Origin of the sequence: Chryseobacterium sp. (assembly GCF_041914225.1) — a bacterium.
Lineage (GTDB): Bacteria > Bacteroidota > Bacteroidia > Flavobacteriales > Weeksellaceae > Chryseobacterium.
Genome location: NZ_JAYSDT010000009.1, coordinates 12,846 through 37,210 on the forward strand (window position 1 = coordinate 12,846; position 24,365 = coordinate 37,210).

At 38.7% G+C, this 24,365-nt stretch carries 19 protein-coding genes; 12 read left to right on the forward strand and 7 right to left on the reverse strand.

Annotated elements, in window-relative coordinates:
* Positions 1-10 precede the first annotated feature (10 nt).
* From ACE3RB_RS06245 to ACE3RB_RS06275, 7 genes are all read left to right on the forward strand, one after another.
* Complete coding sequence (locus ACE3RB_RS06245) at positions 11-682, forward strand: DUF4271 domain-containing protein (RefSeq protein ID WP_374463444.1); 672 nt, start codon at positions 11-13, stop codon at positions 680-682.
* 12 nt (positions 683-694) lie between these two features.
* Complete coding sequence (locus ACE3RB_RS06250) at positions 695-1,435, forward strand: uroporphyrinogen-III synthase (protein WP_374463514.1); 741 nt, start codon at positions 695-697, stop codon at positions 1,433-1,435.
* Between the two features lie 168 nt (positions 1,436-1,603).
* Positions 1,604-3,646: a S9 family peptidase gene (locus tag ACE3RB_RS06255; protein WP_374463445.1), complete on the forward strand. Its 2,043-nt coding sequence runs from the start codon at positions 1,604-1,606 to the stop codon at positions 3,644-3,646.
* A gap of 7 nt (positions 3,647-3,653) precedes the next feature.
* Positions 3,654-3,995, forward strand: a complete 342-nt coding sequence (locus ACE3RB_RS06260; RefSeq protein ID WP_374463446.1) for a hypothetical protein — start codon at positions 3,654-3,656, stop codon at positions 3,993-3,995.
* 540 nt (positions 3,996-4,535) lie between these two features.
* Positions 4,536-5,423, forward strand: coding sequence for a hypothetical protein (locus ACE3RB_RS06265; protein ID WP_374463447.1), 888 nt, complete (start codon positions 4,536-4,538; stop codon positions 5,421-5,423).
* Position 5,424: 1 nt separating this feature from the next.
* The gene (locus tag ACE3RB_RS06270) at positions 5,425-6,264 is read left to right on the forward strand and encodes a hypothetical protein (RefSeq protein WP_374463448.1); all 840 of its coding nucleotides are present in this window, start codon (positions 5,425-5,427) and stop codon (positions 6,262-6,264) included.
* Position 6,265: 1 nt separating this feature from the next.
* A complete protein-coding gene (locus tag ACE3RB_RS06275) occupies positions 6,266-7,093 on the forward strand; it encodes a hypothetical protein (RefSeq protein ID WP_374463449.1) in 828 nt (275 codons plus the stop codon).
* An 80-nt stretch (positions 7,094-7,173) separates the two neighbouring features.
* Here ACE3RB_RS06275 and ACE3RB_RS06280 read toward each other — a convergent pair whose 3' ends face one another.
* A complete protein-coding gene (locus tag ACE3RB_RS06280; protein ID WP_374463450.1) occupies positions 7,174-7,659 on the reverse strand; it encodes an SRPBCC domain-containing protein in 486 nt (161 codons plus the stop codon).
* A 200-nt stretch (positions 7,660-7,859) separates the two neighbouring features.
* Here ACE3RB_RS06280 and ACE3RB_RS06285 point away from each other — a divergent pair, with 200 nt between their 5' ends.
* From ACE3RB_RS06285 to ACE3RB_RS06305, 5 genes are all read left to right on the forward strand, one after another.
* On the forward strand, positions 7,860-9,404 hold the full coding sequence (locus ACE3RB_RS06285; RefSeq protein WP_131437199.1) for a sensor histidine kinase KdpD: 1,545 nt from the start codon (positions 7,860-7,862) through the stop codon (positions 9,402-9,404).
* Between the two features lie 154 nt (positions 9,405-9,558).
* On the forward strand, positions 9,559-10,245 hold the full coding sequence (locus ACE3RB_RS06290; RefSeq protein ID WP_002982671.1) for a response regulator transcription factor: 687 nt from the start codon (positions 9,559-9,561) through the stop codon (positions 10,243-10,245).
* A 78-nt stretch (positions 10,246-10,323) separates the two neighbouring features.
* Complete coding sequence (locus ACE3RB_RS06295; RefSeq protein ID WP_374463451.1) at positions 10,324-10,968, forward strand: hypothetical protein; 645 nt, start codon at positions 10,324-10,326, stop codon at positions 10,966-10,968.
* 19 nt (positions 10,969-10,987) lie between these two features.
* Positions 10,988-11,350 carry a hypothetical protein gene (locus ACE3RB_RS06300; RefSeq protein WP_374463452.1) on the forward strand — a complete coding sequence of 121 codons (363 nt, stop codon included), beginning with the start codon at positions 10,988-10,990 and terminating at the stop codon, positions 11,348-11,350.
* Positions 11,351-11,420: 70 nt separating this feature from the next.
* The gene (locus tag ACE3RB_RS06305; RefSeq protein WP_374463453.1) at positions 11,421-14,126 is read left to right on the forward strand and encodes a TonB-dependent receptor domain-containing protein; all 2,706 of its coding nucleotides are present in this window, start codon (positions 11,421-11,423) and stop codon (positions 14,124-14,126) included.
* Between the two features lie 248 nt (positions 14,127-14,374).
* On the opposite strand, the gene ACE3RB_RS06310 is transcribed toward ACE3RB_RS06305, so the two are convergent.
* The 6 genes from ACE3RB_RS06310 to ACE3RB_RS06335 all read right to left on the reverse strand — a co-directional run bounded on the left by ACE3RB_RS06310 (position 14,375) and on the right by ACE3RB_RS06335 (position 24,338).
* Positions 14,375-14,872: a phosphoheptose isomerase gene (locus ACE3RB_RS06310; protein ID WP_374463454.1), complete on the reverse strand. Its 498-nt coding sequence runs from the start codon at positions 14,870-14,872 to the stop codon at positions 14,375-14,377.
* 22 nt (positions 14,873-14,894) lie between these two features.
* Positions 14,895-17,177, reverse strand: a complete 2,283-nt coding sequence (locus ACE3RB_RS06315; protein ID WP_374463455.1) for a GH92 family glycosyl hydrolase — start codon at positions 17,175-17,177, stop codon at positions 14,895-14,897.
* Positions 17,178-17,198: 21 nt separating this feature from the next.
* On the reverse strand, positions 17,199-18,059 hold the full coding sequence (locus ACE3RB_RS06320; RefSeq protein ID WP_374463456.1) for an ROK family protein: 861 nt from the start codon (positions 18,057-18,059) through the stop codon (positions 17,199-17,201).
* 122 nt (positions 18,060-18,181) lie between these two features.
* On the reverse strand, positions 18,182-20,590 hold the full coding sequence (locus ACE3RB_RS06325; protein WP_374463457.1) for an endo-beta-N-acetylglucosaminidase H: 2,409 nt from the start codon (positions 20,588-20,590) through the stop codon (positions 18,182-18,184).
* 58 nt (positions 20,591-20,648) lie between these two features.
* Positions 20,649-22,802 (reverse strand): endo-beta-N-acetylglucosaminidase H, encoded by a 2,154-nt coding sequence (locus tag ACE3RB_RS06330; RefSeq protein WP_374463458.1) that lies wholly within the window; start codon positions 22,800-22,802, stop codon positions 20,649-20,651.
* A 108-nt stretch (positions 22,803-22,910) separates the two neighbouring features.
* A complete protein-coding gene (locus tag ACE3RB_RS06335) occupies positions 22,911-24,338 on the reverse strand; it encodes a glycoside hydrolase family 125 protein (protein WP_374463459.1) in 1,428 nt (475 codons plus the stop codon).
* Between the last annotated feature and the right edge of the window lie 27 nt (positions 24,339-24,365).

The following is a 24,365-nucleotide window of genomic DNA, read 5'->3' on the forward strand; positions in this document are numbered from 1 at the left end:
AACTTAAATTTTGCCATCATCACAACAACACTTCATTAATCACGTAAGAATACCTGAGAATAATGATTGGGTAATCTTTATCCTTGTGGGCTGTATCTTTTTATATGTTTTTATGATGAACGTCATAGAAAGGGATGCCAGTCTCAAAGATTTTCTGCTTCAGAAATATTTTGATGCGAGTAACAACCTTCCCAGCTGGATTATCACATCCTGTGTAATCACCCTTACCCTTTCTGTATTAATCTCACAGTATGTTCCTGTTGTACCGAAATTTATTGCGGATCTTCAGCTTTTAGGATACCAGCTTAATAAATTCGGGTATACTTTGCTGGCTGTGCTGTTTTTTTATTTAATAAAATCCACATTGGTTTTTTTATTTTATCAAAGTATAGGGGACGGAAAAAAATGGACTATTTTTTATTTTACCTCCACAAAGTTTTATTTCATTCTGTCTTTTTTGCTGATAATTCTTTGTGTAGCCCACTATTACTTCCCGATAGACAGAAATAAAATGTTTTTATATTATTTCTGCTTCTTTTCTTTTGTATTCATTTTCAAGGTTTTTTTCTATTTATTTCACAAGAACAAGATTCTTCCGGAGAAATGGTATTATAAATTTTTGTATATTTGCACCCTCCAAATCGCACCATTATTATTGCTTTGGAAGTTGTTATTTTTTTAATAAAAGTCAATGATGAGAATAAAGTCTATATTGGTTTCTCAACCAGCGCCTAGTGAGTCTTCTCCATATCTGGATATAGCGAAGAAGGAAAAAATAAAGATTGATTTCCGTCCATTTATCCACGTCGAAGGGGTTGACAATAAAGAGCTCAGAACACAGAAAATAGATCTGACGCAGTATACCGGTATTATTTTTACCAGTAAAAATGCGATTGACCATTACTTCAGACTAGCAGAGGAATTGCGTTTTGCCGTTCCGGATACGATGAGATATATCTGCCAGTCCGAAGCAATTGCCAACTATCTTCAAAAGCATATTGTGTACAGAAAAAGAAAAATCAGCTTTGGGGAGAAAAACTTCTCAGACCTGCTTCCTCTTTTCAAAAAATTCCCAACTGAAAAATATCTGCTTCCATCTTCAGATGTTTTAAGTCCGGATATTGTAAAAACCATGGATGCATCTAATGTAGACTGGACAAGAGCAATTATGTACCGTACCGTATGCAGCGACCTTACAGATATCAACGTCAAAGATTATGACATGTTGATTTTCTTCAGTCCGCAGGGAATCAAATCACTGCAACAAAATTTCCCAGACTTCAGGCAGGAAGAAACCAAAATCGGTGTTTTCGGAAATACGACTTTGGCAGCTGCGGAAGAAGCGGGATTAAAAGTAGATTTAATGGCGCCTACGAAGGAAACTCCTTCCATGACAATGGCCCTGGAAAAGTATATTAAAGCACTTCACAAATAGTCTTTACTATAAAAATACAATCAACCATCTTTTCAATAAAGGGAAGATGGTTTTTTTTTACCTAAATTTGAACAAAAATTAATATTGAATGAGATATCTGTGTAAACCACTTGCTTTCAGAAGAAAAGTGAAGACAGATATTGCTCCATAAAAAACCAAAATATCCGGATGAAAGTTCCACAGGCAAAAAAAATAGAAAAAATATTAGAAACCCACGGTGATAAAAGAATCGATAATTACTTCTGGCTGAATGAAAGGGAAAACCCGGAAGTCATCCAATATATTGAAGAAGAAAATGCTTACGCAGAATTTATCATGAAAGATACCGAAGTTCTTCAGGAAGAGCTTTTCGAAGAAATGAAGGCACGCTATAAAAAGGATGACGAATCTCTGCCTTATTTCTTTAATGAATACTGGTATATTGTGCGTTATGAAGAAGGCAAGGAATATCCTATTTTCTGCAGGAAGCATAAAAGCCTTGACAATGAAGAAGAAATTGTGCTTGACGTTAATATTCTTGCGGAAGGCGAAAGCTTCTTTGAGGTAGGAAGTGTAGCTGTGAGTCCCAATAACGAACTGGCTTCTTTTTCATCAGATAATGTAGGAAGAAGAATTTACACGCTGAATTTCAAAAACTTAAAAACCGGAGAAATTCTTCCTGATACAATTCCGAATACTACAGGAAAAGCCGTCTGGGCCAATGACAACCAGCATGTCTTTTATATCAGAAAAGATAAAAATCTTCGTGCATTCCAGGTATATAGACATCAGTTGGGAACAGATTCAGCGGATGATGTTCTGATCTTCCACGAAGAAGATGAAACGTTTGATGTGAATGTATTTAAGACAAAATCCTTACAATATATTTTTATTGCGAGCTCAAGCACTATTTCTGATGAGCACCGCTTTATTCCTTCTGACGATGTGTTTGCAGAATGGACCATAATCCAGCCTAGAATAGACGACCTTGAATATTCAGTAGAGCATTATGAGGATGAATTTTATATCATTACCAATGCTGATGACGCCTTCAATTTCAAGATTGTAAAAACAAAGATTGATAATTGCGGTATGGAAAACTGGGTTGATGTTATTCCACACCGTGCAGAAGTTTTGTTGGAAGGTTTTGAAATCTTTAAAGATTATCTGGTTCTTGAAGAAAGAGAGAAAGGATTGCTTCAGATCAAAATCATTGATGAGACCACACAGGAATCTCATTATCTGCCTTTTTCTGATCCTACATACACGGCTTATATCGGTGTCAATCTGGAATTCGATACAGAAATTTTACGTTACGGCTATACTTCTCTTACCCAGCCAAGCTCCACTTATGAGTATAACATGAAGGATAAGACTACAAAACTGCTGAAGCAGCAGGAAGTCCTGGGCGGAAAATTTGTTCCTGAAAACTATGTTTCGGAAAGAATATGGGCAGATTCAAGGGATGGTAAGACAAAAATTCCTATTTCTTTAGTGTATCATAAAGACACCAAAAAATCAGCTGACACTCCTCTTCTTCTGTATGGATACGGAAGTTATGGACATACCGTGGACGCAAGCTTCTCAAATGTAAGATTATCGATTCTTGATCGGGGATTTATTTATGCTATTGCTCATATCCGCGGTGGAGAATATCTGGGAAGGGAATGGTATGAAGACGGAAAAATGCTGTTCAAGAAAAATACCTTCTTCGATTTTATTGATGCAGGAAAATACCTGATCAAGGAAAATTATACTTCATCAAAACACATGTATGCAATGGGAGGAAGTGCCGGCGGACTGCTGGTAGGTGCTGTGGTAAATTATGAGCCTCAGTTATTCAACGGAATTGTAGCACAGGTTCCTTTTGTAGATGTTGTCACCACCATGCTGGATGATACTATTCCCTTGACAACCGGAGAATATGATGAATGGGGAAACCCTAATGATGAGGAATATTATCACTATATGAAAGACTACTCTCCCTATGACAACGTAGAAGCTAAAGATTATCCACACATGCTGATCACTACAGGGTTCCATGATTCACAGGTGCAGTATTGGGAACCGGCAAAATGGACCGCAAAACTGAGAGAGCTAAAAACAGTTGATAATATTTTAATTTTTAAAACAGATATGAGCTCCGGACATGGAGGAGCCAGCGGAAGATTTGAATCCCTGAAAGAAGACGCGTTGGAATATGCATTTCTTTTAAAAATAAATGGTAATTGATAAAACTATGATTAACGAGTCCGAATATTGGAAAAAAATAGAACAGTTCTTCGAAGATAACTTTCAGACTGAGAAGAACCCGCCCATTGAAACCCTTTTATTTCTGATAGGGTTACAGGAGCTGGGAAGCGGCCAGCAGAAATATACAAAAGACGACAAAGTAAACCTGATTCACATTGCTGTGTGCAGGCTGCTGGAGCCCTTTGGATATTATAAATTCACACACTATGAAGACGGATGGCCGCAGTTTGATAAACTGGAAGAACTTCCGGAATTAAAGCCAAATGAGCAGACCTTGCTGATGAAAAAGGCAATTATTCAGTATTTTCAGGAAGAAGAATTGATTTAAGCAGAAAAATGAATCAATTTAGAGTTTTGATAAAATTTTCATACAATAATTATCAAAACCCATCCAAATAACAATACTTATTAACGAAATAGAGGCGGACCAAGAATCTGTCTCTATTTTTTTTAAACAAAATCAATATTGCAATTTAAAATTTAACAGAAAAATTAAACCATCATTTAAATTTTAAAACAATTCATTCCCAAACCTTTACCAAAATTCTTTCTTATAATTAAAATGTCCTGCACATAATATTTCGCATTTTGATTGGATGGTACCACATTAGAGTTGTATTTTAGTGACACTAAGACCACGTTCTTTTGGCCCTTTTCTGCGGCCAATTTCCCTCAGAATATTATGGTCATTTCTTCAGATGTATAAGTCTGAAAAAAACGACAAAACAAGTGATAAGCACGGTTCGCATGATGAGCCGGGAAGGATAAAATTTGAATAAAAACTACACAAACCAAATAATTGAAAAACGATGTATTTCGAAAAAATTCTTCTGAAAAAACAGATAAAAATTTAAATAGAAATCAAACCATGAAAAAAATTAACACCTCATTGATGTTGGCCATTGTTAATTTAGCTTTTTCACAAGTAGGAGTTTCGAAGAATCCCGCTGTTGAAATTCACAACAAAGCTATATTACAGGTAGACGGAAAATATGGAGACAAAAATTTCGGCATGATGCTTCCTGAAGTATCTTCCCCAGACAATCTTCCACTCTATGCACCAGCTGTTTCTGATGCAGAAATGACAGGGATGATGATGTTTGAAAAAACACACGCCACTTTTTATTCTTATGACGGGGCAAAATGGAACAATGAACCTACTGCTGCAGACTTTAAGATGAAGCAGTCCAGGTTCCTGTCTAATCCTGATGAAGAAACCAGTGTCGTTTGTGTTCTTCTCGGGTGCGGAAGACATGTCGGCCTCGGGTTCAGCGCACCTGTTGACGGGCAAAAATCTTATAACAATCTTGGCATAACAAGAGAAACAGCCGTTGTTCCGGGCGGTGGACTTTACACGGACAAGAGTTTTGACAATGCAAAATTCGTTATTAATCAGGCAGGTGTTTATGACATTTACCTAAATGTACCATCCAAAACCGGAGGCGCAGTTTCCCTGACCAGCGGCCCACAGTATCAGTTAAGAGCTTATCTTAAACAATCTGACGGCAGCTTTAATGAAGTTAAACTGACCACGTTTTCCCCTGATTATTATGGAATCCTGGGAATTGGCGGAGATACGAATACAGCAGCATTTACAACAACCCGGATCCGCTTAAATCCGGGAGATTATATTGTGTCCAGAATCCACTCTCCTCTTGCAACAGTATCTGTAGTTGTTACCTTAACTGCCGCAACCAATACCAATATCGCCTCGTTCTATCCAAGAGAAATAATGTTTACCAAAGTAAGTGATTAAGATGACCAAAAAAGCAATTATCCTCAATATATCTATTCTGACAACACTGGGAAGTCTGGGACATGCTCAGGTGAAAATGGGTGACAATCCTGAAAAAATACATGCAAGAGCTATGTTACAGGTGGAAAGTAAGACAAAAGGAATCATCCTTCCTGTTGTTGAAAACCACACCGAATTACCCAATTACAATGCCTCTCATCCGGATTTGTATGAAAACAATCCAGGTGATAACGGATTGGTGTTTTATAACAAAGAAATAAAAGATGTTGTAAAATATGACGGCTACCGATGGGTGGCAGCTACAGAAAGAAGTATTAAAAATTATAAAAACCTAAGCATCCTGGGGTCAAATGCAGCTGATCTGACTGTTGCCAACGTACTGGGCATTACCGGACGCCCCACCCTGCAGTTCAATATTTTAGATGATATTGACAGAAACAACGTCAATAATCTGGGTGTTACTGTAAATGCCAATGGCGAAATCACTATTCCTTCTGATGGGTTTTACCGAATTAATCCTTCCGTAAAGACAAGCAGTGCCGGTGGCCTTTCAGTTGGAAACGCCGCTACAATTGTATCTCTTCAGGCCCTGTATGTAAATGCTGCAGGAGACGGGTGGCAAAAAATTCATGAAAACAGTTTTCTGCTGTACGGATTAGTGGTTACAGCAGGCAGTGCCAACTCTGTGAACAGTTTTTCCACCATCAAATATCTTCATGCCGGCGACCAGATCCGTCTAAGGGGAGGAATTCAGGCTGACACCGGTTTGAACCTTGGAACCGGAGTAAATTTTAAAATGAATGATAAAGACACTTATATCTATATTGAAAAACTGAACTGATATGACAAAGAAAATATGTATCCTTACACTTTTAGCAGCATCATCAATGTCCTTTTCCCAAGTTGCTGTAGGTAGTGATGCCAGCCCAAGCGCCAATGCTATGTTCAGCGTAGTCAATAAAGAAGACAATGCTGCAAAATCTAAAGGAATGATAATTCCAACAGTAAATGATGAAACCGAACTGCCACTTTACAACGCCAGCCAACCTGACCATTTCAATGACGACCCAAGCATGCAGGGAATGATCCTATACAGAAAGGACATCAAAAGAGTTGTGGTTTATGACGGCGAAAAGTGGAAGCCCACTTTTTATGAAAGCGGAGGAAGAACAACCCGCGCCAGTATGAATCCTGTAATGGCAGAAAGCGACTTCCCATCTGTAGCCTGTATACTTATCGGGTGTGGAGAAAAAGATGTCCCTTTCGGGTTTTATAACAATATCCAGGATACGGATAAACTGGGCATCATTAATCCTCAGGGTATCGTCAATAGCAATTTCAATAACTTTACTTTCAAAGAATCCGGATTCTATAAGGTTTTGATCAGTTTAAAAGTAAAAACTTCAGGAATACATGTCAGCCCGCCGACCATTTCTTTCAGGGCATTAAAAAACGGGAATGTGCTTGCAAGAAATGACGTTGCTTTAAATGAAGCAATCTTAATTACCGCCGGCGCAAACAGAGTGGGAACCATGGAGTTTCTTTCCATCTTTGACAAAGGTGACCAGCTGAAAGTTCAGGTTTCAGGAGGAGTTTCCATTCTTACTGTAGCTGATGTTTATAAAATTGTTCCTACAGACGGCACTTTCATCAGTATAGAAAAATTGTAATTCAGGAATAATAAAGCAGGATGTTCCTATGAACATCCTGCTTCTACAATATAAAATTCCTTGGTATGAAGCTGTTTGTATTAACCGATCAACTCTTCCAGTTGATTCAATCCCATGGTAAATCCCTGCTCAAAGCCCATATCCAGCATCTTTTTCATCACTTCCTGAGACTGGTAATGAATATTAATGGTTACTTTGGTTCCCTCTTCCACTCCTGTAAAACCGATCAGCCATTTTGATTTTGGAAAATCCTCATTGACATTTCCTTCCTCATCACAGAAAGCACTCATCCAGTCAAGGCTCCTGTGTTCTGTAATTTCTCCGTATTCAGAACGGGAATATCCTTTTTCCCCGTTGGGCCCTACCATGGCATAAAACCAGATCCCACCTTCTCTGAAGTCCTGGCTTATTGTCTCACATCTCCAGGGTTTGGGCCCCCACCACTGATCCAATAACTCTGCCTTGGTAAAATGGTTCCATACTGTTGAAACATCAGCCTTATAAATTTTCATGACATAAGTACTGAGCGCATCAAAATCTTTGTTGAAAATGATATTAGATTCCATACATATTAATTTTTAATAAAGTTAGGACTTTATTTATTGAAAGGACTTTCCATATGACAAGTAAAGGATAATTCATAAATAATTGTTAAAAAACACTCTTTTAAGAAAAAAAAAACAATTTTTTGGCTCGTTTTTTGTTTACGTAGTCTTAAAACAATTAATTTTAACATTCATTTTTCCAAAACATATATAATTAAATAATGAATAACAAATTCATCCCAATAATTTCGGTGTTTATGACAATCTCACTGATTGTCTTTGTAACGCTCCAATTTTATTGGTTGAAAGGCTATTATGGCGTACTGGAACAGGATTTTTCAAATAAAGTATATGCAGTTTTGGAAAGTACTTCAAAAAGTATTGAAGAGATTGAAGCTGACAAGTACCTGAATCAGGATTACAAAGATTTCAGAAAAAATATTATTGCCAACAGCAAGCAGCCATCCTTAACTACGATTCAGCAGGTGGAAGACTCCGGCACCCAGAGACAGATCATCTATTCCAAGAATATTATTGAAAAAACACAGCTTCCGATTTCTCAGAAAGGAGATTCTATTAAGCTGACAACCTTATATACAGACGAAGCAGCCTATAAAATAAAAAGAGATACTACCAATCGCGAACTTCTTACCACGGATATTAACCAGGAAATTGAAACCGGCGACTATTCCATGAAAGAATTTGTAAAAGTATATGGAAACAATCTTCCGATTACCAAAAGAGTAGATTCAAAAACACTTGATTCTGTCATTGCGAAGGAACTTAAAATAAGAGGAATTACTGCCAAATTCGGATATGGAGTTCTTGACCGCAACAACAAACTTACAAGTATTGCGAACAAAGCCTACAAAGAGAAAAAAGACAGTAACACTTACAGCTTTCCTCTGTTTGCAGATAAGAAAAATACCTTATACAGCCTTGCATTGGTATTCCCTAAAAAAGAATATTCCCTGGCGATGAACAATTGGCCAATGCTGTTGGGAACATTCCTCTCTCTTCTTACCATTCTTGGAATTTATATTATTTCCATCAATTATATGATGAGACAGAAGAAGCTTGCTGAAGTAAAAACAGACTTCATCAACAATATGTCCCATGAGTTTAAAACACCATTGGCAACCATTTCTGTCGCAACGGATTCATTGGCTAATGACAAAATTGCCACCAATCCGGATAAGGTAAAATACTATTCCGAACTGATCAAGCAGGAGAATCTGAGGATGAAAAAGCAGGTGGAGAACGTGCTTAATATGTCTAAGCTTGAAAGAAATGAAGTAGAGCTGTTCTTAAAAGAAACCAATGTAAGAGAGCTTATCAAAAAAACTACAGAGTCTTTCAATCTGATTGTACAGCAAAGAAACGGAACTCTTACTCAGGAATTCAATGCCACTCATTATAATTTTAAAATAGACGAATTCCATATCTCAAACATGCTGGTCAACTTATTGGACAATGCCAATAAATATTCTCCTGAGGCGCCGGAAATACATGTAAAAACAAGAAATGAAGGACACTGGTATGTGATTGAAATTTCTGATAAGGGAATGGGAATGGATACCCAGAATAAAACCAAAATTTTCGAGAAATTCTTCAGGGAAGAAACCGGAAACATACATAACGTAAAAGGACAGGGATTAGGACTTTCCTACGTTAAAAAAATTGTGGAACTGCACAAAGGACAGATTATCGTGGACTCTCATAAAGGAAAAGGAAGTACGTTTACGATAAAGCTGCCGATGAGCTAGAAAATTAAATGATGAACGATAAATGATAAAAACCTTCTTCACATCAATTATCAATGATCATTCATCAATTATAAAAAGTTAAACCAAATATCAAAATATAGAAGATAGAGTGAGAAAGTTCATTCTTAATTGTTAATTATTAATTATTAAAATTATGAGCAACAGAATATTATTAGTAGAGGACGATCAGAGTTTCGGGGCGGTGCTTAAAGATTATTTGACCATCAATAATTTTGAAGTGACTCTTGCCACTGACGGGGAGCAGGGACTTAAAGAATTTACAGAAAATGAATTCGATATCTGCATATTTGACGTAATGATGCCTAAAAAAGACGGATTTTCATTAGCGGAAGATGTAAAAAAGATTGATAAAAATACACCCATCATATTCCTTACCGCAAGAAATATGAGAGAAGATATCTTAAAGGGATACCAGTTAGGCGCTGATGATTATATTACAAAGCCTTTTGACACTGAGCTTCTTTTATACAAAATCAAAGCAATTCTTCAGAGAAGCTCCACGTTGGAAAATGAAGAGCAGGAGCAGTTCAAGATCAGCAACATTTTCTTCGACTCTATGCTGAGACAGCTGAAAGTAGGTGATAAAGAATACAAGCTTTCTCCTAAGGAAAATGAATTATTGAAGCTTCTTTGCATTCACAGAAATGATTTCATGCCCAGAGATCTTGCTTTAAGAAAGATCTGGAAAAAAGAAAATTACTTTACCGCAAGAAGTATGGACGTTTATATTGCAAAACTTCGTAAACTGTTAAAAGATGATGAAGGATTGGAAATCATCAACGTTCATGGAGAAGGATTTAGACTTTTGGTAAAAAATTAATCCAAAAAACAAATTATAAGTATAAAATTAGCAAAACAATTGAAAATGTTTTGCTAATTTTGTTTCATACCCATGGATATGAAGAATACATTTATTGGTTTGATCGCCGTATCACTATTAGCTGCATCCTGTAAAAAGGATGAAAGAGCTACCTATTTAAAAGAAGAAGCTAACGCCGGACAACCGAACGTAGCCTTTAATACCACCTCAAAAACAGCGCTGATGGATCAGGCAGGCATTCAGTCTAATCCAACCCCGGCTCCTATGGCTACCGCTCCAGGAATGAATCCTCCACACGGACAGCCGGGACACCGATGCGATATCCCCGTAGGACAGCCATTAAATAGTGCTCCTGCAACAACCACTCCTGCTTCACAAAATATAAATACAACGGGAAACAATATTGTCCAGATAGATCCTAATGCTGTATCGCCAGGAAAAATCACCCTGGATAATAACGGAAAACAGGTAAAAACTGCTCCAGGAATGAATCCGCCTCACGGGCAACCTGGACACCGATGTGATATTCCTGTAGGACAACCTTTAAACAGCAAGCCTGCTCCGGCTTCTCAACCCGTTCAAAATGCAGTACAGACAACTCCAGTCCCAGCGCCAGCGCCTGCTGCACAGAATCTCGCGATGGGAGAAAAACCAAAGTTAAATCCTGCTCATGGTGAACCCTGGCACAGCTGTTCTCTGAAAGTTGGTGATCCTTTGCCATAAATTTCTTATTTTTGCAGAGATGAAGCTGTTTCACATACTTGCAATAGTGTTTTGTCTGGGAGTCTTTTTGATTCCCAAGGATAACTTCTATGCACAATCTATGCAGGAAACATGCTGTAAAGCAGAATCTTCCCAAAAAACAGACTGCTGTAAAAATCATTCTTCAAAAAAAGACAGCCAGCATGACAACAAAAAATCATGTAATGATGACTGCTGTTCATCATGTGTTGCCTGCTATACTTTTATTGAAACCCCTTTCTCAAAAAATCTGCGTCTGGAACTGTCTTATTACAAAGCGAATAAGAATGCTCAGTTTCAATATTCAGATCCTTATCTTTCAGACCGTTTAAAGGAGATCTGGCAGCCGCCCAAGATAGGTTAATTAAAATCTCAGAGGGTTCATTATGTCTTATAGTGAACTGTTTTTTAATTAATTTAAACTTTTAAACAAAATGAAATTACCTATTTCCAGGTTGATACTTGGTGCATTATTCCTGTTTACACAATTGATATCTGCTCAGACACTTTCTAAAAACCAGTTCAAAGTAAAAGGGAACTGCGAAATGTGCAAAACAAGAATTGAAAGTGCTGCTAAAAAAGCAGGCGCTAAAACAGCAGTTTACTCTGTTGATCTTCAAACCTTAACGTTAGAAACAGACAAGACATCTGCCGACGATATTTTGAAAAAGGTGGCTGAAGCCGGCCATGATAATGAGAAATTCAAAGCGCCTGATACGACCTATGAAAGCCTTCCGGGATGCTGTCATTACGATTGTGACTTACAACCTTCCCAGGCAGAAACTCCGCATGCACACCATGCAGGAGCTAATATTTCCACTAAAAAAGAAAATGAATTCTACGTAAGAGGAAACTGTGCTTCCTGTAAAGCCAGAATTGAAAAAGCAGCAAAAGATGCGGGCGCGAATACTGCAGAATGGAGTGCAGAGAAACAAACAGTTGCTTTAAACTTTGACGAGTCAAAAACCTCATCAGATAAGATTTTAAAAGCTATTGCTGATGCTGGTCACGACAATGAAAGGTACAAAGCCTCAGATGCTGTTTACAATAGCCTTCCGGGATGCTGCCTGTATGACAGGGATTTTACTTTTGGGGAAGCTAATCCAAAAGCACATTACGAAGAAGAAACAAAGCATGAAGAACATAAAAGCCATGAAACCTCATCAGCTAAAGAAGATCATTCCCAGCATGAAAAAAGTATTGATGGAGTTGTCGTAACCGGTTCTAAAGCGGCAACAGCTTTAAGTAAGAAAGACGCCGGGCTTGTTTTTAATATTGATAAAAAAGAGCTGTTAAAGGCAGCCTGCTGTAATCTGTCAGAGAGTTTCGAAACCAATGCAACAGTGGACGTTTCTTTCAGCAATGCTGTTACCGGAACAAAACAGCTGAAAATGCTTGGTCTGGATCAGAAATATACCAGCTTAACGAAAGAACAGCTGCCTGAAATCAGAGGACTGGCTTCTGCTTATGGCTTAAATTTTATCCCGGGAAGATGGATTGAAAGTATCCAACTTACTAAAGGAGGAAGTACTGTAACAAACGGATATGAAAGTATTACAGGGCAGATCAATACTGAACTTTTGAAGAATGCAAAGACGCCGGAAACATCACTGAATCTTTTTTCCGACTTCAATGGAAGAGCCGAAGTGAATATCACCAACGTTTCTCCCATCAACGATAAATGGTCACAGACCTTCCTTCTTCACGGAAACGGAACTTTTGGGAATACGGATATGAATCATGACAGCTTTCTGGACAGACCGAAAGGAACGCAGATCAACGCAGCCTATTTGCTGAATTATAACGATCTTGAAAAGTCAGGATTCGGATCTCACTTCGGAATTAATTTTATCAGAGATGAAAGAACGGCAGGAGAAATTGGTTTTGATAAAAAACTGGGTCAGGACAAACAGCCTTTTTATGGGGTAGGAATCGATATTTCAAGGTTCCAGGTCTGGAATAAGACGGGTTATGTTTTTAAAGGAAAACCTTATCAAAGTATCGGCTGGATGAACCAGTACGTTTATCACCAACAGGACAGTTTCTTCGGATTGAGAAATTATGCAGGACAGCAGCATACGTACTATTCCAATTTAATTTTTGAAAGCATCATCGGAAATACCAACCATAAGTATAAGGCAGGTGCAAGTTTCTTATATGACGGCTATAAAGAAACGTATTTACTGGATGATATGAGAAGAAATGAAATTGTGCCGGGAATTTTTGCTGAATATACTTTAACAGGTTTAAAATACACTTTAGTAGCTGGTTCCAGAGTAGATTTTCATAACCTGGCAGGGACTCAGTTTACACCAAGACTTAATTTCAAATATGACTTCACGCCTCAGACAATTTTAAGACTTTCTGCAGGACGAGGTTTCAGAACTGCAAATGTATTTGCGGAAAGCCAGCAGTATTTTGCCTCAAACAGAGCGATCAATATTTTACCCAGCGGAGGAAATATTTACGGCTTAAAACCTGAAATTGCCTGGAATTACGGCGCAAGTTTACAACAGGAGTTTAAGCTGTTCGGGAGGAAATCCAGCATTATTGCGGACTTCTTCAGAACGGATTTCCAGGATCAGGTATTGGTAGATCTGGATCAATCTCCTCAACAGCCGACATTCTATAACCTGGATGGTAAATCTTTTGCGAATTCATTCCAGACCCAATGGGACTTCATGCCTGTAAAAAATCTTGAGGTAAGACTGGCTTATAAATACTATGATGTACAGGCAGATTATATCGGTGGAAGAAGAGAAGTTCCTTTTATGGCGAAGCACAGAGGATTTGTAAACTTAGCGTATTCAACCAATAAAAACAATAATGGAGGATTCTGGAGCTTTGATACTACTTTAAACTGGGTGGGAAAACAAAGACTTCCTGATACTTCAACGAATCCCGCAGAGTTTCAGCTGCCAGCCTATTCTGAATCTTATGCTGTTTTGAATGCTCAGATTTCAAGAAATTTCAATAAAAAGATCAGAGCTTATCTGGGAGGTGAAAACCTTACTTCTTATTATCAGAAAAACGCGATTGTTGACTTTAAAAATCCTTTCGGGAGTTATTTTGACGGCGGAATGGTATACGCTCCTATTATGAAGGCGAACTTCTATGTGGGGCTGGATGTGACGTTTTAAGGCGGGAAGCTGGAAGAATGATGCTGGAAGTGCTGTTAGCCGGTAGAGTTCTTATTTGGGAATAAATTACGGATAAATGTTCTCTGAATAAACAAAACCTATAAGGTTTGATTTTTACCATCAGCAGGTAATTCATCAGTAATAACAAAGGAGAATAAAAACTTCTGATACCTCCAGAAACTTCACTCTTCCAGCTTCAGGCTTCCTAACCAATAAAAAAATCCGCTTCAATGAAGCGGATTTTTTTATTATCTCCCAAAGTCATCCTGAACCCTTACGATATCATCTTCGTCTGAAGGATTGGATGCATCGGTATGCTGCCAGATTTCAGCAACAATTCCCCAGCCTGCAAGACCGATTAATCTGTGTCTTTCACCCTGCTGGAGTTTCACCTGATCTTTCGGACCATATTCTTTCAATTCTCCCTCTTCATCAGTATTGCTTCTTTTGATGCCTACGGTTCCTTCAACTACCTGCCAGATTTCTGCTCTTCTGTGGTGGTATTGCCAGCTTAATCTTGCATCCGGAGCCACGATAAGGATTTTCGGGCTTAACTTTCCTCCTATTCTCAGGCTGTCTACATCAATCCCGTCAAAATACTGGTTGGCAAAATCCTGCGCCTGTGTTTCATCAATGACGAAGAAACCTCCCCATGGTCTTGTATCATCTTTTGCCGCAATGTTAAAGCCTTGTGTCTGCAGCATGCTTCCTACTTTATCGAATATTTCTTTTTTTTCTGTACTCATACAGCTATATTTTAATTTAAAATTATTTATTTGATTCTTCTTTTGACATTGAATATGGGAAATCTTTTTCCTGTGAACCTCTTTCTTTATTAGGTTTGTTATCCATTTTAAAGTCTAAAACAGCTCCTTTCATCAGTTCTTTATGACTCAGCCAGTTTTTGGAGTAAGGCTGTTGGTTTACATTCAAAGATTTTACATATAAGTTTTCCGCATTGTTTTCCGGAGCTTTTATTTCAATTTTCTTACCATTTTCAAGATGAATGGTTGCTTCTTTAAATAAAGGTGCTCCCAACACATACTGATCTGTTGCCGGCGTTACCGGGTAAAATCCAAGGGCTGAGAAAATATACCACGCAGAAGTCTGTCCGTTGTCTTCATCTCCGCAATATCCGTCCGGTGTAGCATGATATAACTTATTCATCACCTGTCTTGCCCAATATTGGGTTTTGTAAGGTGCTCCTGCATAATTGTACAGATAGATCATATGCTGTATAGGCTGGTTTCCGTGGGCGTACTGCCCCATATTCATGATCTGCATTTCTCTGATTTCGTGGATAACACCGCCATAATAGCTGTCGTCAAAAACCGGAGGTAATGAAAATACTTCATCCAACTTGGCTTCAAATTTCTTTTTCCCACCCATCAGCTCTGCCAGACCGTCGATATCCTGGAAAACAGACCAAGTGTAATGCCAGCTGTTCCCTTCTGTAAAAGCATCTCCCCATTTGAAAGGATTGAAAGGTTTCTGGAAATTACCGTCTTTATTTTTACCACGCATTAAACCTGTCTCCTTGTCGAATATATTTTTGTAATTATAAGCTCTTTTCTTATAAATATCAATTTCTGAAGCTGGCTTTCCTAATGCTTTCCCTAACTGATAAATTGAAAAATCGTCATAAGCGTACTCCAATGTTCTGGCTGCATTTTCATTAATTTTTACATCGTAAGGAACATAACCCAGTTCATTATAATACTTTACTCCCGCACGGCCCACTGCTTCTATAGGCCCTTCATTATCTGCTCCGTGTTTTACAGCCTGCCAAAGCGCTTCAACATCATACCCGCGAAGTCCTTTGATATAAGCATCTGCTACTACGGATGCAGAATTATTTCCAATCATAATATCAGAATATCCCGGACTGCTCCACTCCGGTAAGAACCCTCCTTCTTTGTAAGCGTTTACCAATCCTTCCTGCATTTCTACATTAATGCTTGGATACACAAGGTTCAGGAAAGGATACAGGGCACGGAAAGTATCCCAGAAACCGGTTCCTGCAAACATTCTTCCGTCCACAATTTTACCGTTGTAAGGGCTCCAGTGTTTTATTTTATTCTGAGCATCTATTTCATATAACTTTTGCGGGAAGAATAAAGTTCTGTATAAAGAAGAGTAAAAGGTTCTCATCTGCTGATCTGTTCCTCCTTTTACGTCTATTTTTCCTAGAGTTTTGTTCCAGATATTTTTCGCATCGGTTTTTACCTGCTCAAAGTTTCTGGTACCGATTTCTCTTTTAAGGTTCAGTTCTGCCTGTTCGAAACTGATGAATGAAGAGGCTACTTTTGCATAAACCGTTTCTTTATTTTTAAGCTTAAAACCTACTACAGCTCCGGTGTGATCACTGGTAATTTCTAATTGGTCATTGACAAGTTTATCATCTTTCCAGGTTTTTGTCAGTTCAAAATCTTTATCAAACTGAACGACGAAATAGTTTTTAAAATTATCATATTTCCCGGTAGAATATTTTGTGGTATACCCAATAATTTTTCTTTCTTTAGGTAAAATTTTGATGTAAGAACCTTTGTTCAAAGCATCTACAACGATGTAAGCGCTGTCTGTTTTGGGAAAATCAAATTTAAAATAGGAAGCTCTTTCTGTAGGTGTAAATTCTGTAGTTACATTGATGTCCGCAAGGTATACACTATAGAAATAAGGAGTTGTAACCTCAGCTTTATGACTGAACCAGCTTGCTCTTTCGTCTTCTTTAAACTTTACTTTTCCTACTCCCGGCATGATGGCAAATGCACCGTAATCATTCATCCATGGAGAAGGCTGATGGGTTTGTTTAAATCCTTTTATTTTATCTGCATCGTAGGTATATGCCCATCCGTCACCCATTTTACCGGTCTGCGGTGTCCAGATATTCATTCCCCATGGGAGTCCGACTGCCGGATAGGTATTTCCATTGGACAAGGAGGGTTTGGACTGGGTTCCCATCAAAGGATTTACATAATCTACGGGAGATACATTCTGACCTAAAGCCCAGGCCTGTAATAACAGTAAGCAAGTGGAAAATATAAACTTCATTGTATCTTTTCGTTTGTTAATTTATATAAGCTTTTTTAAGGCATAGCTGGCAGCTCCAAGAATGGCTGCATCTTCAAATATCGCCGAAATTTTAACCTGCAAGTTAATATTATTCTTTGTTAAATTCTGAATAAATCTTTGTTCAAAATGAGGATAAGCCTTGGCAATATTTCCTCCTATAACTAAAACTTCCGGTTTGTAATGGCTCACATATTTCACAATAAATTCAGAGAAAGAATCTGCATATTCATCAAACATTCTTTTCTGTATTTCCGCAGGTTTATCCAGAAGATCTTTCGTTCCTGAAATTTCCTCACCGGTAAGCTCTTTGTAGTGATTCACGAACCAGCGTGTTGCCAGATAATCTTCACTGATAGAATCTTTAAAAGGAGAATCCCATAAGTCTTCATCGGTAGCAAATTCCCCATTATAGAAAGTTGTTCCCAATCCTGTCCCGAGAGTCACTCCAAAAATCCTGTTGAATCCCTGAGCACACCCTCCGAATACTTCTCCTTCCATGAAAGCTGCCGCATCATTTACAAAATGAATCTGCTCCTGAGAAATATCCAGCCTTTTTGCCAGCTCTTCTTTGATATTAACCTGATAGATATCAATAAATTTTCCATGCTGCATAAGGGATATCCCGTTTTCATAATCGAAAGGTCCCGGCATTGCGATACCGATCAGAAGATCTTCTTTTACCAGATCATGAGCCACCTTATGAATGGCTGAAACCCATGCCCCAAAAATAACTTCCTTGCTATCAAAAGCATTCACATGTTCTCTTACATAAGTGGAAGAAATGATTTCACGTTTTTCCGGATCTACCTGAGCCAGCGTGATGTGCGACCCTCCAATATCAATTCCTACTATATTCTGCATTATTTTTAATTTTTAATTCCCTCTGACTGAAAAACAGACAAACAGGAAGTGCTACCCCTGTCTGTGTGTTGTATTTCAGACTTTATATTTTCAATTCTGATAACTGATTCATTATCTGAATTTTACTTTACAATTACTTTACCCGTTGATATTACTTTACTGTTTGAGGATGTAATTTTGTAAATATAAGTACCACTGATTAAATCCTGCGTATTGACTGCATTATTATTTTGATTAATATTCTGTTTTTTGAACAGTTTTCCTGAAGCATCATACAATGCTATTTCAGTTGCCGAATTATCACTAATAGCAAAGTGAATGTCATTTCCTCTTTTTACAGGATTCGGATACACTGCACTGTTCTCTTTTGAAGATTCAATATCTTTTACCGCAAGAGATGAAGTACAGGCAACGTCTGTTCTCCAGTTCGCATCTGTCATATTGATCAGGGTTGCAAAATGGGTATTTGCCGTAGCATCTAAGGCTCCCATTCCACTTCCTTCATCCATTTTCCAATTGGCCTCAAGACCTGTAGAATTGGCAGGGATATTACAGCTGTTACTTAATATTTCCTGTGGTGTCAGTGCTCGTTTCCAAACTCTGAATTCATCAAGGAAACCGTTGAGTGTACGGGAATTGTCATAGTTTCTTCCCAGATAAAGGATTCCGTTTGCCGTAAAGTTACCTGTCACCGCAAAGCTTGCATCAAGATTACCATTGACATAAATTTTCATGGCTACACCATCGTAAGTGGCTGCTATATGGTACCATGTATTGGTATTGAATGCTGTATTCGTATTCAATTTCACCTGTGATGCACCGAAGCTCAAAATGAATTGAAGCTTATTGTTCGCCAGGTTTCCATCTCCGAAACGAAGCATAGCCGAATTATTATCTCCTACTTCCACTCCTAATACTGATGAAATGTAAGGGAAAGCTGTTTTGAAAGCATTTACTTTTACCCAACCTTCCAATGTCACAGCATTTCCGCTCAGGTTAAATTGTCCTGCGTTAAGATAATGTGTGCTTCCGTTGAAAGAAAGTGATCTTGCTCCAGGACTTGTAACCGGCGCAAAACCGCTGTTAAATAATCCTTCACCAGAATAAGTACTTGTAGTTCCTCCCGTGCATGAAGCCTGTACTTTCCATACATAGTTTGTGTTTGGGACCAAATTTTGTAATGAATAGGAGTTGGTGGTAATATTCGGAATTTCAGACCATGTTGTGGCTGAAGCTGTTTTGTATTGCAGTGTATATGAAGTGGCATTTCCTGCATTCCATGACAGTTGAGCCGTATTTCCAAGGAAACTTCCGGAAGTTAATCCTGATGGCGTAGTGCAGCCACTTCCGGAGTTAAACCTTGGTGCGAAAATATAAGTACTTGTTAATGTCGGTGAGCAGCTGGACTGGATTCTCCAATCATAATCCGTATTCAGGGTAAGGTTATTAATAACAATATTATTTCCTGAATAATTGCTGGCTACATTCGTCCATACTGTTGAGTTGACCGGCTTGTAATCAATATTATAAGATTGGGAAGCATTGGAAGTCCAGTTCAGTTGAGCTGAAGTTCCTGTTACATTGGAAACATCGAGTCCCAATGGAGGATCACAGGTTTGTCCCTGCGACCATGAATATAGCTGGCCGCTTAAGATTGTATTTTCATTGTAAAGTATATTAGACCCTGTGCTCAGATAGCTGGCTACATTGGTTCCGGCCAGATCATACCACATAAAAACGCCGTATTGGTCATTCTTTGTGCTGGTGGCTAAGTTTGCCAATGTTGCTGCAGATGTAGAACTTGGATTCGAGTTTTGTATCCATGTTGCCGCAGCAGAAATTTTGGATTTATCAAGAGGCGGAACAACCGGAGCATTGTAGGTACTGTACATCGCGTTCCATGTATAATTGATATAGTTTCCTGCTAAATCTCCGTTATAACTCTGCCTTGCGGTAGCCGGGCCGTAATAATAAAACGTTATCAGTTTATCCGGCATTGCTGCTTTCAATTCCTGCAAAAGCATTACAAAAGAACTGTTATTAGGTTGTCCTGTTCCGTTATTTCCGTATCCTGCGTATTCATCATCCAGGTCTACACCGTCCAGTCCGTAGGTATAAACAGTATGAGCCACCTGCATTGCGAAATCTTTTGCCGCTGCACGGTCAGGAAAATTAGAAATTCCGGCTCCCTGGTGGTTTCCCAAGAGATCCAGCAATACTTTTATTCCTTTTTGCTGTAAAGGTTTTACGTAGGTATTAACATCATTCAGGACTTTGGTAACGTTGTTATTGTTTGAGATATAAGCTCTGTTTTTGGAAACATCATAATTGATATTGGCTGCAAAAATAATTGCAACATCAAAAAGCTGTCTGTTGGTATTCTGCAGAGTATAGGAACCTGCATTCAGCATATTATTGTTGTTCACTTCCACATAGCAGACTCCCAAGGGATCAAGCTGCTGTGCTTTGAGCAATGGAGCAGATTGAAGCATGAGTGCCATTAAGGGAATAAAAAAGGAATTTTTTCTCATAGTATATTAATTTTGTAGTAGAAAAAATCACTGGGCCGAAGCCCAATGACTGGTTTTGTTATTTTACAATTAGTTTTTCGGATTGTTTTAAACTTCCGTCATGAGATTCAAACTGAACGATGTAGTTTCCTGCTGAAATTCTGCTCAATTCATATTGATGATCTCCGGAATTCAGTGATTGTGTGTCTACAATTCTTCCGTTATAATCATAAACCGTTAATTTTCCTTTACTATATTCTTCCGGAACAGAACCTGTCAGTGATGAAGATTTGCTTACGGGATTCGGATATAATTTGATTTGATTCTTAATGCCGGTCTGGTCTGCATTTACTGCCTTTTGACTCGAAGCATTTCTCGCCAACAGTGAACTTCCTGTTGCACATGGCAGATCTGTTACCCAATTAGAAGCATCAACACCTGTTAAGGTTAAAGTCACTCCGTTTCCTGAAGTATCCTGAACCGTAGAACCACTTCCTTCGTTAAATTTCCAATAGGCAGCCAATGATGTAGCAGGAACCGATACATTACACATATTCTGACTGATTTCCGCCTGGCTTAATGCACGCTTCCAAACTCTCACTTCATCTATTTTACCATTGAAATTCCTTGATGTGTTATATAAATATCCTACGTTGAACGCTCCGGTTGAATTCACGCTTCCGGTTTGAGCCTTAGTCGCATCCAGAACACCGTTGATGTAAATTTTCATGTTAGATCCATCATAAGTAGCTGCTACATGATACCATGTATTGGCATTCAAAGCTGTTGCAGAAGCCAGTTTTTGCTGTACATTATTAATACTTATCACAAACTGAAGTTTATTATTCGCCAGGCTGGCATCCCCTAATCTCAAGAATGCAGAATTGCTGTCGCTTACTTCGGTTCCCATAATTGAAGAAATATATGGAGAAGCTGATTTGAAGGACGAAGGTTTGATCCAGCCCTCAAAAGATAATGCAGTACCGCTCAGATTCATACTGCCGGCAGCTCCTGATTCTGTGCTTCCATCCAGAGATAAGGCATAAGATCCTGTAGGAGTTGTTCCTGAGGCACTGGTAAATCTTGGAGCAAACATATAGGCGCTTTTCACGCTGCAGTTGGTTCTGATTCTCCAGTCGTAATCAGTATTGGCTGTTAATCCGGAAATCGTTACAGAAGTGGAGCTAGTTGCTGTTACCGCATTCGTCCAGGTCGTTGAAGAAGCTGGTTTATAATCAACATCATAGGTATTGGTTCCTACAGCTGACCAGTTCAGTTTCGCGCTCGTTCCTGTAAGATTGCTTGTATATAATCCGATAGGTGCGTCACAGTTTGTACCTTGTGTCCATGACTGTAAAGTACCGCTTAAAACAGTAGGTTCTCCGTACAATGTCTGAGTTCCCGCTGAAAGCTGTGCAGTTTCATTTGTTCCATGCAGATCATACCACATGAATACTCCATATCCTCCGTTTTTGGTCTGGGTAGCCAGGCTGGTGGTGGTAGAATTGGAAGTATTTCCCATCCATACGGCTGCAGGAGAGATCTGTGCTTTGGTAAGAGGAGGTACATTCGGAGCTGAGAAGGTTCCGTACATCGCATTCCAGCTGTAGTTTACATTGTCTCCCACTCTGGCTCCGTTCCAGGAAAGTCTTGAAGCAGCAGGGCCGTAGTAATAGAATGAAATAATCTTACCCGGCAATAATGCTCTGAGCTCCTGAACCAGCATTACAAAAGAGCTGTCATTAGGCTGACCTGTTCCGTTGTTTCCGTATTCTGAATATTCATCATCAAAATCAATTCCATCAAGACCATAGGTATTCACTGTATTGGCAAGCTGTAATGCAAAGTCTTTTGCCGCTTCACGGGTAGGGAAATTACAGATTCCTGCTCCCTGGTGGTTCCCCAAAATAGTGAGCACTACTTTCATTCCCTTTTGCTGAAGGGGCTTTATGTAGGTATCTGCATTCGTAAGAACCTTGGTAACATTATTATTAGAATACAGATAGGCTCTTCCACGGCTGGTATCATAATTAATATTGGCCGCAAAGATGTTTACAACATTGAACAGGTAATTATTCGATGTCTGCAGTTTGTACGCTCCTGCATTCAGGAGATTGTTGTTATTCACTTCCACATAGCATATCCCTGTAGGGCTAAGCTGTTGTGCGTTGATCAGAGAACCTGACTGAAGCATCATGGCAATCAGTGCGGTAAAGATGGATTTTTTTTTCATTGTATAATTTTTTTAAAGTGCTTTGGTGTCTGGATTTTTATATAGCTTTCCCTGATACCTTCTTTTCAGGAAAGTATCTCAGATGAATAAACCATATAAAAGGATAGGCTATGTCAGTAGCTCAGGGTTTTCGTTAAAGGTTTTCCATAACAATTCGCCAAATAGGGTATTTGCCCATGCAAACCATTCTCTGGTGAACTTTTTGTCATTGTCTTTATGGAAGGATTCATGCATAAAGCCTGTTCCTCCGTGCGTTTTCTGTAAGGTATCTATACACCATCTGATCTCACTTTTGTCTTTGGTAGTGAGTGCCTTCATTATGATACTCATTGGCCAGATCATATCCAATCCGATATGCGGACCTCCTATTCCTTCTGCCAGCTTACCTTTGAAGAAGAACGGGTTATTTTCCGACCATACAAATTTTCTTGTATTCAGATAAACAGGGTCATCAGCTTTCACCGCATCCAGATAAGGCAGTCCTAACAAACTTGGACAGTTCGCATCATCCATCAGGTTGTAGCTTCCAAAGCCATTCACTTCAAAAGCATAAATTTTTCCAAATTCAGGATGATTATAAATTCCGTATTTTTTGATGGCTGCATCTACCTCATCAGCAAGGCTGTTCAGTTGCTGAGCCAACGTTTTTTCATTTTTAATCTGAGAAACCATTTCTGCAGCCTGACGTAAGCTTACTACTGCAAATAAGTTAGAAGGGATAAGGAATCCATAAATAGTAGCATCATCACTTGGACGGAACATAGAACTGATAAGACCCACAGGTTTTGTTGGATACCCATATCCTCCCATAGGAACTCCGTCTGTTGCCCAGGCTGTTGTACGCTCGAATTTGTAAGGTCCGAGGTCATGTTTTCTTTGCTGTTCTGTGAAAGTCTGCAGGGTAAGCTTAATTCCTTTCAGCCAGTTGGCATCAAAAGGTTTTGTATCTCCTGTAGTTTTCCAGAAGTGGTAGGCCAGACGGATAGGATAGCAAAGCGAGTCTATCTCCCATTTTCTTTCATGGGTACCCGGTTTCATATCAGTATGGTCATATTCTTTCCATTTACTGATCTTCTGATCATCGTTATAAAAGGCGTTCGCATAAGGATCCTTCAGGATGAAAGCAGTCTGTTTGTGAATGACTCCTGAGATCAGCTTATGCAGTTTTTCATCTTTCTTCGAGAACTGCAGATAAGGAAAAACCTGTGCGGAACTGTCACGAAGCCACATAGCATCAATATCTCCGGTGATTACGTAAGTATCTGGTGTTCCGTTAGTTTCTGTATAATAAACAGTAGTATCTAATGTATTCGGGAAGCAGTTTTCAAAAAGCCAGCTCAGCTCTTTGTTTTTTACTTTCTTCTTAAACGCTGCAATAGCACTTTCTACGGATTCGCTGGTAAAATGTCTTTTATCTTTAGGAACACGGACAACAGGAAAATCATCCAGCACTAAATTTTTGGCAAAAACATTCTGTGTAAACAGCAATCCGGCACCTGCCAGTGCACTTGTTTTAATAAAATTTCTCCTTTCCATTGATACTTTTATTTCGTTTATTTTTAT

Bases quoted from the DNA above. Each gene is read 5' to 3' on its own strand.
- ACE3RB_RS06250 (WP_374463514.1), top strand. From the start codon at position 695: ATGAGAATAAAGTCTATATTGGTTTCTCAACCAGCGCCTAGTGAGTCT.
- ACE3RB_RS06255 (WP_374463445.1), top strand. From the start codon at position 1,604: ATGAAAGTTCCACAGGCAAAAAAAATAGAAAAAATATTAGAAACCCAC.
- ACE3RB_RS06260 (WP_374463446.1), top strand. From the start codon at position 3,654: ATGATTAACGAGTCCGAATATTGGAAAAAAATAGAACAGTTCTTCGAA.
- ACE3RB_RS06265 (WP_374463447.1), top strand. From the start codon at position 4,536: ATGAAAAAAATTAACACCTCATTGATGTTGGCCATTGTTAATTTAGCT.
- ACE3RB_RS06270 (WP_374463448.1), top strand. From the start codon at position 5,425: ATGACCAAAAAAGCAATTATCCTCAATATATCTATTCTGACAACACTG.
- ACE3RB_RS06275 (WP_374463449.1), top strand. From the start codon at position 6,266: ATGACAAAGAAAATATGTATCCTTACACTTTTAGCAGCATCATCAATG.
- ACE3RB_RS06280 (WP_374463450.1), bottom strand. From the start codon at position 7,659: ATGGAATCTAATATCATTTTCAACAAAGATTTTGATGCGCTCAGTACT.
- ACE3RB_RS06285 (WP_131437199.1), top strand. From the start codon at position 7,860: ATGAATAACAAATTCATCCCAATAATTTCGGTGTTTATGACAATCTCA.
- ACE3RB_RS06290 (WP_002982671.1), top strand. From the start codon at position 9,559: ATGAGCAACAGAATATTATTAGTAGAGGACGATCAGAGTTTCGGGGCG.
- ACE3RB_RS06295 (WP_374463451.1), top strand. From the start codon at position 10,324: ATGAAGAATACATTTATTGGTTTGATCGCCGTATCACTATTAGCTGCA.
- ACE3RB_RS06300 (WP_374463452.1), top strand. From the start codon at position 10,988: ATGAAGCTGTTTCACATACTTGCAATAGTGTTTTGTCTGGGAGTCTTT.
- ACE3RB_RS06305 (WP_374463453.1), top strand. From the start codon at position 11,421: ATGAAATTACCTATTTCCAGGTTGATACTTGGTGCATTATTCCTGTTT.
- ACE3RB_RS06310 (WP_374463454.1), bottom strand. From the start codon at position 14,872: ATGAGTACAGAAAAAAAAGAAATATTCGATAAAGTAGGAAGCATGCTG.
- ACE3RB_RS06315 (WP_374463455.1), bottom strand. From the start codon at position 17,177: ATGAAGTTTATATTTTCCACTTGCTTACTGTTATTACAGGCCTGGGCT.
- ACE3RB_RS06320 (WP_374463456.1), bottom strand. From the start codon at position 18,059: ATGCAGAATATAGTAGGAATTGATATTGGAGGGTCGCACATCACGCTG.
- ACE3RB_RS06325 (WP_374463457.1), bottom strand. From the start codon at position 20,590: ATGAGAAAAAATTCCTTTTTTATTCCCTTAATGGCACTCATGCTTCAA.
- ACE3RB_RS06330 (WP_374463458.1), bottom strand. From the start codon at position 22,802: ATGAAAAAAAAATCCATCTTTACCGCACTGATTGCCATGATGCTTCAG.
- ACE3RB_RS06335 (WP_374463459.1), bottom strand. From the start codon at position 24,338: ATGGAAAGGAGAAATTTTATTAAAACAAGTGCACTGGCAGGTGCCGGA.